The 12,951-nt window shown below is 73.6% G+C and carries 9 protein-coding genes; 1 reads left to right on the top strand and 8 read right to left on the bottom strand.

Annotated elements, in window-relative coordinates:
* Positions 1-34: 34 nt before the first annotated feature.
* The 5 genes from AB0F82_RS28705 to AB0F82_RS28685 form a co-directional block, all read right to left on the bottom strand.
* Positions 35-2,245: a 2Fe-2S iron-sulfur cluster-binding protein gene (locus tag AB0F82_RS28705; protein ID WP_362632498.1), complete on the bottom strand. Its 2,211-nt coding sequence runs from the start codon at positions 2,243-2,245 to the stop codon at positions 35-37.
* Entirely contained in the window at positions 2,242-3,159 is a 918-nt protein-coding gene (locus AB0F82_RS28700; protein ID WP_078658922.1) for an FAD binding domain-containing protein, read from the bottom strand. Before AB0F82_RS28700 ends, AB0F82_RS28705 begins: the two co-directional genes overlap by 4 nt.
* A 345-nt stretch (positions 3,160-3,504) precedes the next feature.
* Positions 3,505-5,163, bottom strand: a complete 1,659-nt coding sequence (locus tag AB0F82_RS28695; RefSeq protein ID WP_362632496.1) for a beta-N-acetylhexosaminidase — start codon at positions 5,161-5,163, stop codon at positions 3,505-3,507.
* Between the two features lie 167 nt (positions 5,164-5,330).
* Positions 5,331-5,615 carry a DUF3039 domain-containing protein gene (locus AB0F82_RS28690; protein ID WP_030010729.1) on the bottom strand — a complete coding sequence of 95 codons (285 nt, stop codon included), beginning with the start codon at positions 5,613-5,615 and terminating at the stop codon, positions 5,331-5,333.
* 29 nt (positions 5,616-5,644) lie between these two features.
* Positions 5,645-6,205 (bottom strand): YqgE/AlgH family protein, encoded by a 561-nt coding sequence (locus tag AB0F82_RS28685; RefSeq protein WP_030662771.1) that lies wholly within the window; start codon positions 6,203-6,205, stop codon positions 5,645-5,647.
* Between the two features lie 263 nt (positions 6,206-6,468).
* Between AB0F82_RS28685 and murA the strand changes: the two genes are divergently transcribed.
* The gene (murA, locus tag AB0F82_RS28680; protein WP_356814905.1) at positions 6,469-7,812 is read left to right on the top strand and encodes a UDP-N-acetylglucosamine 1-carboxyvinyltransferase; all 1,344 of its coding nucleotides are present in this window, start codon (positions 6,469-6,471) and stop codon (positions 7,810-7,812) included.
* 343 nt (positions 7,813-8,155) lie between these two features.
* On the opposite strand, the gene AB0F82_RS28675 is transcribed toward murA, so the two are convergent.
* From AB0F82_RS28675 to AB0F82_RS28665, 3 genes are all read right to left on the bottom strand, one after another.
* Entirely contained in the window at positions 8,156-8,437 is a 282-nt protein-coding gene (locus tag AB0F82_RS28675) for an HU family DNA-binding protein (protein WP_007264399.1), read from the bottom strand.
* A gap of 300 nt (positions 8,438-8,737) precedes the next feature.
* A complete protein-coding gene (locus AB0F82_RS28670) occupies positions 8,738-10,174 on the bottom strand; it encodes an NAD-dependent malic enzyme (RefSeq protein WP_356814904.1) in 1,437 nt (478 codons plus the stop codon).
* 458 nt (positions 10,175-10,632) lie between these two features.
* Positions 10,633-12,951, bottom strand: a complete 2,319-nt coding sequence (locus AB0F82_RS28665; RefSeq protein WP_362632492.1) for a HelD family protein — start codon at positions 12,949-12,951, stop codon at positions 10,633-10,635.

Here is a 12,951-nt window from a genome sequence, read left to right as displayed (position 1 = left end):
TTGACCGTCGTCGCGGTCGCCGCGTCCTGCCCGCTCACGCCGTGCCTCCGTGGTGGATGCCGCCCTCGCCGGGCGCTGCCTGGTGCGGGATGCGCGCCTCGGGCGCACCCTGGGCCTGCGCCTGTGCCTGGTCCTGGGCCTGCGCCTCCGCGGACGCTGCCGAGGTGCCCTCCCGCTCGGCCACGACCTCGCGCACGGCCTCGACGACCCCCGCGTAGCCGGAGCACCGGCAGAGGTTGCCGCACAGGGCCTGGCGGGTCTCCAGCTCGCTGGGGGCGTGGTTGCCCTCCAGCAGGTCGTGGATGGTCATGGCCATCCCGGGCACGCAGAATCCGCACTGCACCGCACCCGACCTGCACAACGCCTGCTGGACGTCCGAGAGTTCCCCGCCCGCCGCGAGCCCCTCGACGGTGCGGACCTCGCTGCCGGCCGCCGTCGCCGCCGGGACCAGGCAGGAGGCGACGAGCCGGCCGTCGACCTGCACGGCGCAGGCGCCGCACTCGCCCTGGGAGCAGCCGTCCTTGGCGCCGGCGAGGCCGAGGCGCTCGCGCAGCACGTAGAGGAGGGACTCCCCGATCCAGGCCCCGGTGACCGGGCGGTCGGCGCCGTTGACGCGCAGGACGTAGGAGGCCTGCGGGTGCTCGTGGTGGACGGCGGCGGCGGGATGCCCTTCTTCCTCGTACGGCGGCACATCGGCCGGGACCCCTTCGCCGGTTGCCTCCACCGGGAGCTCCGCCGGGCTGTCGGCGGTGTCCGCGAGCGGCGTGGTGCCGGCCGGGATCTCCTCCGGGGACGGGGCGGCCTCGGCCGGCGCCTGCCCTTCGGCGTCGGCGTGGTCCGGTGCTGGCTCGCGGCCCGGTAGCGCAAAGCCGTGGCCGTCCGTCGCGGCGGCCTGCGCCTCGGCGGCGCCGCCGGTCTGGGCCGGCCCGGACCCCGGCGCCTGGCCGAAGGCCGCGAAGCCGTGCCCGTCGGTGTCCGCAGGACGCGCCGACTGACCGGAATGGCCGGAATGGCCGGGGTGTTCGGAGTACTCGGTGTGCTCGGTGTGCCCGGTGTGCTCGGAATGCCCCGAGTGCCCGAAGAGGTCGGCGTGCGCGCCGTGTTCGGCGTGCACGGGCCGAGCGGGCCGGGCGGGGTGCTCCGGCTCCGCCGGCTGCGCGTGCGCGGTGTCCGCGACCGGCGTCTCGGTGCGTGCTCCGCCGAAGAGGTCCACACCGCCGGCCGCCACGGCCGGCTCCTGCGTCGCGGCTCCCGGACGGGACCGCTCCCCCGCGAGCGCCGTGGCCGCCGGGCCGTGCGCGGCCTCGGTGTCGGTGTCGGTGTCGGCGTAGGTGGCGGTGTCGGTGTCGGTGTCGGTGTCGTGCGGTGCCTGGTGCGCGGGCTCGGCCTCGTGCAGCGCGGTGCCCACGCCGGGGCCGCCCAGCACCCGCGGCCCGCGGCCCGGGGCGCCCACACCGGGCCCGCCGAGCAGCCGTCCCGCGGCGTGCGCCGTGGCGGCGGCAGCGGCGGCCGCTGCCGCCGCCTCGTCCGTGCCGGGCAGGACGCCCGCGTCCTGCCCGTGCGCCCGGCCGGGGTCGCGGCCCTGGTCGGGGTCGGCGGTCGGCTGCTGCGTCAGGTAGGCCCACGGGGCCGGGGCGCCGCCCGGCAGGGTCGCCGGGGCCTGGCTCCAGTCCGCGTCCAGGCCGCCCGTGCGGTAGTCGCCGCCCTGCTGCTGCGCGAAGTCGGGCACGGCCCACTGGCCGGTCGTCGAAGGCGCTTCCTCGGGCTCGTGCACGGCCTCGGGGAACCGCCACTCCGCCGTCTCACCGGGATCGTGCGCCTGCTCGGACTCGGGCTCCGCCTCGGCGAACGCGGCCGCCACCGACGCCGGGATGGGGATCGAGGCGGGAATCGGCCCGCCCACCGAACCGGAACCGGAGCCCGTCCCGGGCCCCGCCCCCGCGGAGCCGGCGCCCGAAGCACCCGAGGCACCCGCCTCCGGCCACTGCACCGGCAGCGCCCATGTGCCCGTGGCCGCCGGGTCCGTGCTCGCCGAGCCCAGCGGCACGATCATCGGCGGCGGCACGTAGCCGTGTCCGGGCGCCGCGAGCGGCTCACCGGTGCCGAGCGCGTCCAGCATGTCCTGCGGCAGTTTCACGAAGGCCGTGGCGTCCGAGTCGTACTCGCCGCCCTGCGGGACCGGTTCCCAGCCCCAGCCCGCCGTGCCGTTCCCCTGGGTCACGTTCTCGTTCTCGTTCTCGCTCATGAGGTCAGCGCCCTTCCGAGGGCCCTCCGTGCCAGTACGGCCACCGTCCGCCGCAGGTGCAGTACGCCCGGAGCCACCGGTTCCCCCTGGTCGGGGACGCAGGCGGCCGCGACGTACTCGCCGAAGGCCTCCAGCGCCTCGGGGGCCAGGCTCCGCCCGCCGTCCCAGTCGATCAGCGAGGCCACCCACTGCTCGGCCTCCAGGGGGCGCAGCGGCATCGGGGCCACGGCGCCGATCGCGCAGCGCACACCCCGGCGCGCCGGGTCCAGTACGAGCCCCACGGACGCCACCGCGCGCCCGGGCCCGGTACGCCCGGTGGCCTTGAGGAACACCTGCGGGGCGTGCAGCAGCGGCACCCGCACGAAGCCGATGAGCTCGCCGGGCCGCAGCATCTCCCGCCCGGCCAGCAGGTGCGAGACCGGGATCTCGCGCTGCCCGCCCGGGCCGACGATGACCAGTACGGCCTCCAGCGCGGCCAGCACGGGCAGCGCGTCCCCCGTGGGCGCGGCGGTGGCGATGTTCCCGCCCAGGGTGCCGGCGTTGCGGATCTGCGGGGGCCCGGCGGCGCGCGCGGCGGCCGCGAGCGCGGGGATCAGGGCGGCGAAGTCCGGCCGGCCCATCCGGGCGTGGGTGAGGCCTGCGCCGAGCAGCGCGTGGCCGTCCTGGTACTGCCAGCCGCGGATCTCGTTGATCCGGCCCAGGCCGACCAGAGCGGCGGGCCGCAGCAGCCCGGCGTTGACCGCGGCCATGAGGTCGGTGCCGCCCGCGACGGGAACGGCGGCGGGCATGGCGGTGAGCGCCGCGACGGCCTCGTCGAGCGAGGCCGGCAGCGTCACGGACTGCGCCGCCTGCTGCCCCTGAGCCCCCTGAGGTGAATCAGGTGCGTGCGGTGCGTGCGGTGCGTGCGTGGTCAACCCAGCTGCCCCTTCCCGATGTCCCGGTCCTGGCGCTCACGCCTGTCCGCCGTACGGTACGTGCTCACCGCCGGGACGTGGCAACTCTGGCACATCTTCCGGGCCGCCCGGCGCGAGGGTCCTCCTGGTGCACCCGCCCCTCCCGCGCCCCGCGCTCCCCGCCGCCGCGGAGCCCCGCCCGGCCGTCCGGTGCCTGCCGCCACGTCCCGTACGAGGCGGGGTGACGGCTTGGCCGGACCCCTTCCCCCTCGCCCCCGAACGTCCGATTTTCCCCGTATAGCAGCAAATCCAGCCAGAGTTCCGGACCCGTTCCCTTTCCGTTCAGGTCGCGCCCGCGCCCCCGTGTCACACGTTCGGGGGCGCGCCCTCGATCGGGCGGCCCCGGACGCCGGGCCGCCGCTGGCACGGCAACGGGCCGCCCGGCGGCCGGTAGCCGACGCCGAGCGCGTCCAACCGCGCGTAGTGCGGGGCCATTCGCTCCTCGAAGTCCGCGTAGTCGCGCTCCGGCGGCTCCGGCAGCCACGACCACACCACCTCCGCGAAGGCCGCCAGCCGCGGGAACACCTGGTAGTCCACCCGCCCCTGGTCCTGCGTCACCTCGGTCCACATGTTGGCCTGGGCGCCCAGCACATGGGCCGCGGCCCGCGGTGACAGCTTCGGCGGCACCGGCTCGAAGCGGTACACGTCCTCCAGCGAGCGCACGTACCCGATGGGCATCGGCTCGTCCCCGCCGCCCGCCTGACGGTGGTCCAGGTACACCTGCTGCTCGGGGCACATCACCACGTCGTGCCCGGCCTCGGCGGCGGCGATGCCGCCCGCGTAGCCGCGCCACGAGGACACGGCCGCACCCGGCGCGAGCCCGCCCTCCAGGATCTCGTCCCACCCGATCAGCCGCCGCCCGCGCTCGGCGAGCCAGCCGTCGAAGTGCCGGACGAACCAGGACTGCAGCCCGTCCTCCCCGTCCACGCCCAGCTCGCGGATCCGCTCCTGCGCGGCGGCGGAGGCCTTCCACTGCACCTTGGGGCACTCGTCGCCGCCCACGTGCACGAAGGGCGAGACCTCCACCGGGAACAGCTCCAGCAGCTCCTCGAAGACCCCCTCGTAGAAGCGCAGCACGGCCTCGGTCGGCGCGAGCACGTTCTCGCAGATGCCCCAGTCGTCCCACACGCCGAGCGCCGCGGTGTCGACGACGTCGGTGTTGCCCAGCTCCGGGTACGCGGCGATCGCGGCCTGCGAGTGGCCGGGGACGTCGATCTCCGGGACCACCCTGACGTGCCGCTCGGCGGCGTACGCGACGATCTCGCGGATGTCGTCCTGCGTGTAGAAGCCGCCGTGCGGGGTCTCGTTCCACAGCGGCGAGGCCCGGTGCCCCCACCGGCTGCGCTCCCGCCACGCCCCGACCTCCGTGAGGCGCGGGTGGCGCTTGATCTCGACCCGCCAGCCCTGGTCGTCCGTCAGGTGCAGGTGGAGGACGTTGAGCTTGTGGGCGGCGAGGAGGTCGATGTAGCGCAGCACCCCGTCCTTGGGCATGAAGTGCCGGGCCACGTCGAGCATCAGCCCGCGCCAGCCGAAGCGGGGGCCGTCCACGACGGTGCCGTACGGCAGGCTCCACGCCCGCGGCCCGCCCGGCAGGGGCGCCCTGCGGTACGCCTGGGGTCCGAGCAGCTGGCGCAGGGTCTGGGCGCCCCAGAACAGTCCGGCCGCCGTCGCTCCCGCCAGCTCCACGCCGTCCGGGCCGACGTCGAGCCGGTACGCCTCGGGTCCCAGGCCGCCGACGGCGCCGGGGGCGAGGCACAGGCGCAGCTCGGCGGACCGGCCGGGTTCGGCCGGGGGCAGCTCCCAGCCGGTGGCCGCGCCCAGCTCGCGCCGCAGCCACCGTGCGGTGGTCCCGCATCCCGGGACCGCGGACAGGGCCGGTTCGGGGCCGAAGGTGTGGCGGCGTCCGCCCTCGTGGGGGACGGCGACGCGGGGTGCGGGGATCAGGCCCGTGCGGATCAGGTCCATGCGTCAGCCCTTCGCGGCAGCCTGTTGCACCCTGCGCAACGCGCGTTCCGCCGGGTGCTCGTCGCGCCGACCCTAACGCCCCCCGCAGGCACGGCAAAGGCCCCCGGACGCACCGTGGTGCGCCGAGGGCCTCGGTCCCGCGAAGGGGAAGGTGAAGCAGGCCGGAACTACTTGTCCTTGCCGCCCTTGTCCTTGTCCCCGCCGGGGCCCATGGACTCGTAGATCTCCTTGCACATGGGGCAGACCGGGTACTTCTTCGGGTCCCGGCCCGGTACCCAGACCTTGCCGCAGAGCGCGACGACGGGGGTGCCGTCGAGCGCGCTCGCCATGATCTTGTCCTTCTGGACGTAGTGGGCGAAGCGCTCGTGGTCGCCGTCACCGTGCGACACCTGCGGCGTCGGCTCTACGAGGGTCCCCGTGCCAGTCCCGCGCTCGGGCTCAAGAGTGCTCATGCAACCCAGGGTACTTAACCCCGCGCCAGTCAGTTGAGCGACGGGTCGTCCGGATAGGTGGCGACCATCGCGAGTTCGCTGCGCTGGCGGCGCAGCACCGACCGCCACAGCCGCTCCGGGTCCGGCGAGGACACGTCACCCGGCTCCGACTCCACCACGTACCAGGCGCCCTCGCCCAGCTCCTCCTCCAGCTGGCCCGGACCCCAGCCGGAGTAGCCGGCGAAGATGCGCAGGCCCCCGAGGGCCGAGGCCAGCAGCTCCGGCGGCGCCTCCAGGTCGACCAGTCCGATCGCCCCGTGCACCCGGCGCCAGCCGAGCGGCCCCTCCTCACCCGGGATGACGGCCAGCCCCAGGGCCGAGTCCAGTGCCACCGGCCCGCCCTGGAACACCACGCCCGGGGCTCCGGCGAGCGGCGCCCAGGGCAGCAGGACGTCGCCGACGCCCACCGGGGTCGGCCGGTTGAGGACCACGCCGAGGGAGCCCTGCTCGTCGTGGTCGAGCAGCAGCACCACCGCGCGGTCGAAGTTCGGGTCCGCGAGGGCTGGGGTGGCCACGAGCAGCCGCCCTGTGAGGGAGGACACCTCGGTCATGCCGCCATGATCCCGCACATCTGCCGTTTCCGGGGAGCGGGCGGGGAGATCTGATCGCGCGCAGCTCAGGGCGCACAGCGGCAGCGGGGAGCGCGTACGGACAGAGCGGGCGGAACGCAACACTCCGCCATGCGGTGGATACGGAGGGTGTTGTGCCGAATTCATGACAGTCCTACGGCCACGTCGGCCTTACGAACAGGGGGGTGGTGGCCCTTACCCTTTTCCCTGGCCCCCTGCCCACCCCTCTCCGGAACGCGAGATTCATGACCGGCATCAGTGACGATGTACTGCTTGTCCACGGCGGCACCCCGCTCGAGGGCGAGATCCGTGTCCGCGGTGCGAAGAACCTCGTGCCCAAGGCCATGGTCGCCGCTCTGCTCGGCAGCGGACCCAGCCGGCTGCGCAACGTTCCCGACATCCGTGACGTGCGTGTCGTACGCGGGCTGCTCCAGCTGCACGGGGTGACGGTCCGCCCCGGCGAGGAGCCGGGCGAGCTGGTGCTCGACCCCACCCACGTCGAGAGCGCGAACGTCGCCGACATCGACGCCCACGCGGGCTCTTCGCGCATCCCGATCCTCTTCTGCGGTCCTCTGCTGCACCGCCTCGGCCACGCCTTCATCCCGGGCCTCGGCGGCTGTGACATCGGCGGCCGGCCGATCGACTTCCACTTCGACGTGCTCCGCCAGTTCGGCGCGACCATCGAGAAGCGCGAGGGCGGCCAGTACCTGGAGGCCCCGCAGCGGCTGCGCGGCTGCAAGATCCGCCTGCCCTACCCCTCCGTCGGCTCGACCGAGCAGGTGCTGCTGACGGCCGTTCTGGCCGAGGGCGTCACCGAGCTCAGCAACGCCGCCGTGGAGCCGGAGATCGAGGACCTCATCTGCGTGCTGCAGAAGATGGGCGCCATCATCTCCATGGACACCGACCGCACCATCCGGATCACCGGTGTGGAGCGTCTCGGCGGCTACAACCACAAGGCCCTCCCGGACCGTCTGGAGGCCGCGTCCTGGGCTTCCGCGGCGCTCGCCACCGGCGGCAACATCTACGTGCGCGGCGCCCAGCAGCGCTCGATGATGACTTTCCTGAACACGTATCGGAAGGTCGGCGGCGCCTTCGAGATCGACGACGACGGCATCCGCTTCTGGCACCCGGGCGGCCCGCTCAACGCCATCGCGCTGGAGACGGACGTGCACCCCGGCTTCCAGACCGACTGGCAGCAGCCGCTCGTCGTGGCCCTGACGCAGGCCTCCGGCCTCTCGATCGTCCACGAGACGGTCTACGAGTCCCGGCTCGGCTTCACCTCGGCGCTCAACCAGATGGGTGCTCACATCCAGCTGTACCGCGAGTGCCTGGGCGGCTCGGCCTGCCGCTTCGGCCAGCGCAACTTCCTGCACTCGGCGGTCGTCTCCGGCCCGACCAAGCTGCAGGGCGCCGACCTGGTCATCCCCGACCTGCGCGGCGGGTTCTCGTACCTGATCGCGGCGCTGGCCGCCGAGGGCACCTCGCGGGTCCACGGCATCGACCTGATCAACCGGGGCTACGAGAACTTCATGGAGAAGCTCGTGGAGCTCGGTGCGAAGGTCGAGCTCCCGGGCCGCGACCTCGTCTAGCGCCTCCCGGCGTACGCCCGTACACCCGTACGGACACCGAAAGCCCCCCGGGCCCCCACAAGGGCCCGGGGGGCTTTCGCATGCCCGCCCGCGGGCCGGAGAGCCCCGGGCGGCACCCGATGCGCCCCGGAGGCCCCTGACGGGCCCTGACGCGGCCTCACAGGGCTGCCGGGCCCCGTCGGTCGGGGAGACGGCGCCGGGCGGCCCCGCCGGCCCCGGACAGGCAGAAGGGCGGCCTCCCCGCCCGGGGTGGCCGCCCTTCACCGTTCTACGTACTACTGCTGCGTTCAGCCGTGCTCGACGTCTCCGAAGACCTGCGCGGCCTCCGGCGCCGGGGCGGGACTTACTTGCCCTTGGCGGCTTCCTTGAGCTTGGAGCCCGCGGAGACCTTCACGCTGTAGCCGGCCGGGATCTGGATGGGGTCGCCGGTCTGCGGGTTGCGCGCGGTGCGAGCGGCACGGTGGGTGCGCTCGAAGGTCAGGAAGCCGGGGATGGTGACCTTCTCGTCGCCCTTGGCGACAATCTCGCCGACGGTCTCGGCGAGCGCGGCCAGAACGGCGTCGGCGTCCTTGCGGGTCACCTCGGCGCGCTCGGACAGAGCGGCCACCAGCTCACTGCGGTTCATGTTGTACTCCCGTGTTCAACTTGCCTTAGAGGCGTGAGATCGAAGCCGATGCTGCCAGGGCCCTAGGACAGTCCCCGGACCCGGGTCTGAACGTCAGACCCTCTCGCCCGGTTACGCATCCTGCCCCCACCAGCGGCGGGAAAGCCAATCCGGCACCCGCCGGGGTCACACGAAAAGCGCCACAGTCACGCCCCGGTGACGCTCCGTCCGCACCCGTGGGATGCGAACAGCGGAGCTCGTTGGCATCCCCGCAACCCTAGAGGCGGCCCGACGGGCCCGCATCTCGCGACGCGCCGGGGATCAGGGAGCCGTGAGGCCCGTCACAGCCCCGTTCTGCGCGGCCGAGGCGGCCTTGCGGACGGCGCCCGCCACCGCGCCGGCGACCTTGTCGTTGAACACCGACGGAATGATGTAGTTGGCGTTCAGCTCGTCCTCGCCGACGACGTCCGCGAGCGCGGTCGCGGCGGCGAGCATCATGCTGGTGTCCACCGTGCGGGACTGGGCGTCCAGCAGGCCGCGGAAGACACCCGGGAAGACCAGGACGTTGTTGATCTGGTTCGGGAAGTCGGAGCGGCCGGTGGCGACCACGGCGGCCGTCTGGCGGGCCACTGCCGGGTCCACCTCGGGATCGGGGTTCGCGAGCGCGAACACGATGGCGCCTTCCGCCATGGCGGCGACGTCCTCCCCGGACAGCACGTTCGGGGCCGAGACGCCGATGAACACGTCGGCGCCCACCACGGCCTCCTTCAGAGTGCCGGTGTAGCCCTCGGGGTTGGTGTTGTCGGCGATCCAGCGCAGCGGGGAGTCCGCCGCCGCGTCGACGAGGTCCGGGCGGCCCGCGTGCACGACGCCGTGGATGTCGGCGCTGACGGCGTTCTTCACACCCGCCGCGAGGAGCAGCTTGAGGATGGCGGTACCGGCCGCGCCGGCGCCCGACATGACGACCTTGACGTCCTCAACCGCCTTGCCCACCACGCGCAGTGCGTTGGTGAGGGCCGCGAGCACGACGATCGCGGTGCCGTGCTGGTCGTCGTGGAAGACGGGGATGTCGAGGGCCTCGCGCAGCCGGGCCTCGATCTCGAAGCAGCGCGGCGCGGAGATGTCCTCCAGGTTGATGCCGGCGAAGCCCGGCGCGATGGCCTTGACGATCGCGACGATCTCGTCGGAATCCTGGGTGTCGAGGCAGATCGGCCAGGCGTCGATGCCGGCGAAGCGCTTGAAGAGGGCCGCCTTGCCCTCCATGACGGGCAGCGCGGCCATCGGGCCGATGTTGCCCAGGCCCAGCACGGCGGAGCCGTCCGTCACGACTGCGACGGAGTTGCGCTTGATGGTCAGGCGGCGCGCGTCCTCGGGGTTCTCGGCGATGGCGGTGCACACGCGGGCGACGCCCGGCGTGTAGATCATCGAGAGGTCGTCGCGGTTGCGGATGGGGTGCTTCGACGACATCTCGATCTTGCCGCCGAGGTGCATCAGGAACGTACGGTCGGAGACCTTGCCGAGGCTGACGCCCTCGATGCCGCGCAGCTTCTCCACGATCTCGTCCGCGTGCGCGGTGGAGGTCGCGGCGATGGTGACGTCGATCCGCAGCTTCTCGTGGCCGGACGCGGTGACGTCGAGACCGGTGACCGAGCCGCCGGAGGACTCCACGGCGGTGGTGAGCTGGGAGACCGCGGTGCCGCTCGCGGGCACTTCCAGCCGGACCGTCATCGAATACGAGACGCTGGGCGCCGTTGCCATGGCCGTGTTCCTCTTCTGTCCCTGGTTCGCTTAACACACAGGGCCCACGCTCCACAGCAGGTGCGGCAGGACCTGTTGTCCGATCGTCCCACCTACCAGCCGGTACAAGGTAACCAGCTACAAATTTCGGAAAGACTCTTCCACCATACGAGATACCGGGGAGCTTCGGGAAGGTGGGGTCATACGAAACAGGTCCGCGCCCCCCACGGGTGGGGAGCGCGGACCTGGTTTTTGCTACGTTTATGACACCGACCCGCCATGCTCGCCTCGCGGCAAGTGGTCGCTCTGAGCGACGAAGGTTGGGCCCGGGGGCTTGGATCGAGTCGGTGCCGTACCCAGGCTAACAAAGGATCGCCGAATGTGATCCCCCTGCTCGCGGTCCGTTCCGGGGACCACGCCCCTGGCCGCGGACCATACGGCCGTACGCGGCCCCGAGCCCGCCCGGACACCCCTGTCACCTAAGGCAGCAGCAGCTCCGGCACGCCGTCCGCGTCCGGCTTGTCCCCTTCGGCCGAGACCACCGTCAGCTGCTGCGTCGCACGCGTCAGCGCCACGTACAGCACCCGCAGGCCCGCCGGGGACTCCTCCGCGATCTCCGCCGGGGAGACGACCACCGTGGCGTCGTACTCCAGGCCCTTGGCCTCCAGGCTGCCCAGCGCCACGGCCCGTTCGCCCAGGTCCGCGAGCCAGCCCGCGGCCTCCGCGCGGCGGTCCATGGCCACGACCACGCCGACGGTGCCGTCCACCTGCTCCAGCAGCCGCCGGGTCTCCTCCCGCACCACGGCGCCCAGCTCGCCCTCGGCGGCCGTGAACCGCGGCTGAAGTCCCGTGGAGCGCACCGCCGACGGCGGCTCCGTCCCGGGCATCGCCAGCCGCAGCACCCGGGAGGCGACCTCGGCGACCTCGGCCGGGTTGCGGTAGTTCACCGTGAGCGTGAAGCGCCGGCGCGGCCGGGACCCGAGGGCCTCGTCGCGGGCGGCGGCCGCCTCCTCCGGGTCGGTCCAGGAGGACTGCGCCGGGTCGCCGACGACCGTCCAGGTGCCGTGCCGGCCCCGGCGGCCCACCATCCGCCACTGCATCGGCGTCAGGTCCTGGGCCTCGTCGACGATGACGTGCGCGTACTCGGTGCGCTCCGCCGCGAGCCGTTCGGCCCGCTCCCACTGGGTCTCCTCGCGGGTCGGCATCAGCTCCTCCAGCCCGCTGAGCTGGTCAAGGGGGTCCAGCTCCCGCTTCCGCTTCGGCCGGGCCGGGGCGCCGAGGAGCTGCTGCAGCTCGTCGAGGAGCGCCACGTCGTGCACCGACAGGGGGCCCTTGCCGTCCGGGCCCACCCGGCGCAGCGAGCGGGCCAGCCGGCGGGTCTCGCGCGGGTTCAGGTCGCGGCGCGACCAGCGGCCGAGCTTGCGCTCGTCGGCCATCGCGGCGAGCACCCGGCGCGGGGTCAGCTCGGGCCACCACGCGTTCAGGAAGCCGATGAAGGAGTCCTCGGTGGAGATGTCCTCGTCGAAGGCGGACCGCAGCTCGGCGGCGAGTTCCGGGTCGCTGTGCCGGCCGGAGGCGCCGGTCTTCGCGTACAGGGCGTCGAGCAGCAGCTTGCGGGCGCGCGGGCGCAGCAGGTTCACGGGCGCGGTGCCGCCGAGCACGTTCTGCCGGATCCGGTTCAGCTCGTCGGCCTCCAGCTCCTCGCGGCGGCCGAAGGCCACCACGCGCAGCCGGTCGGGCGCGGGGCCCTGCCGGTCGCCGAGCTCCAGGGTGCCCCGTACGGCCTTGCGCAGGACTGACCGCATCCGGGAGGAGCCCTTGATCCGGGCCACGGCCGGGTCGTCGTACGTGGTCGCCTCGGCGCCGTCGACCAGCGAGCCGAGCGCCCGGATGGCGACCTGGCCCTCCTCGCCGAGGGAGGGCAGCACGCCCTCGGTGTAGGCGACGAGCAGCGGGGTCGGGGAGACGATCAGGATGCCGCCGGAGTAGCGGCGGCGGTCCTGGTAGAGCAGGTACGCGGCGCGGTGCAGGGCGACGGCGGTCTTGCCGGTGCCGGGACCGCCGGCGACCTCGGCGACGGAGGCGGCGGGAGCCCGGATGACCATGTCCTGCTCGGCCTGGATGGAGGAGACGATGTCGCGCATGGAGTGCGTACGGGCCCGCCCGAGCGCGGCCATGAGCGCACCGTCGCCGATGGCGGGGAGCTCGCGGCCGTCGAGGAAGGCGGTGACCTCGGGGCGCATCAGGTCGTCCTCGACGCCCAGCACCTTGCGGCCCTTGGAGCGGATGACGCGGCGGCGCACGACGCGGCCGGGCTCCTTGGGGGTGGAGCGGTAGAACGGCGCGGCGGCCGGTGCGCGCCAGTCGATGACGAGCGGCGCGTAGTCGGAGTCCAGGACCCCGATGCGGCCGATGTGGAGGGTCTCGGCGACATCGGCCGTGAGGTCCTCGCGGATCGCCGCGTCGGCGGGCTCGACGGAGGTGTACGCGCCGTCCGGGCCGCGTTCGCCGTCCTTGCCGAGCAGCAGGTCGATGCGGCCGAAGAGGAAGTCCTCGAACTCGTTGTTGAGCCGGTTCAGGTGGACGCCGGCCCGGAAGACCTGCGCGTCGCGCTCGGCCAGGGCTCCGGGAGTGCCGACCTGGCCGCGCTGGGCGGCGTCGTTCATGAGGAACTCGGCCTCGTGGATCTTCTCCTCGAGGCGTCGGTACACCTGGTCGAGATGCGTCTGCTCGACCGCGATCTCCCGATCGCGGACGGAATCCGCCGTGCTGTCGACAGCGGCATTCTGCGCGGCCAC

Origin of the sequence: Streptomyces virginiae (assembly GCF_040638905.1) — a bacterium.
GTDB classification, from domain to species: Bacteria; Actinomycetota; Actinomycetes; order Streptomycetales; family Streptomycetaceae; genus Streptomyces; species Streptomyces virginiae_B.
The sequence above is the reverse complement of the archived record's forward strand: the minus strand, read 5'-3'. Positions and strand labels throughout refer to the sequence as shown.

Coding starts and splice junctions, on each gene's coding strand:
- AB0F82_RS28705 (WP_362632498.1), bottom strand. CDS start 2,245: ATGAGCGAGAACGAGAACGAGAACGTGACCCAGGGGAACGGCACGGCG.
- AB0F82_RS28695 (WP_362632496.1), bottom strand. CDS start 5,163: ATGGACCTGATCCGCACGGGCCTGATCCCCGCACCCCGCGTCGCCGTC.
- AB0F82_RS28690 (WP_030010729.1), bottom strand. CDS start 5,615: ATGAGCACTCTTGAGCCCGAGCGCGGGACTGGCACGGGGACCCTCGTA.
- AB0F82_RS28685 (WP_030662771.1), bottom strand. CDS start 6,205: ATGACCGAGGTGTCCTCCCTCACAGGGCGGCTGCTCGTGGCCACCCCA.
- murA (WP_356814905.1), top strand. CDS start 6,469: ATGACCGGCATCAGTGACGATGTACTGCTTGTCCACGGCGGCACCCCG.
- AB0F82_RS28675 (WP_007264399.1), bottom strand. CDS start 8,437: ATGAACCGCAGTGAGCTGGTGGCCGCTCTGTCCGAGCGCGCCGAGGTG.
- AB0F82_RS28670 (WP_356814904.1), bottom strand. CDS start 10,174: ATGGCAACGGCGCCCAGCGTCTCGTATTCGATGACGGTCCGGCTGGAA.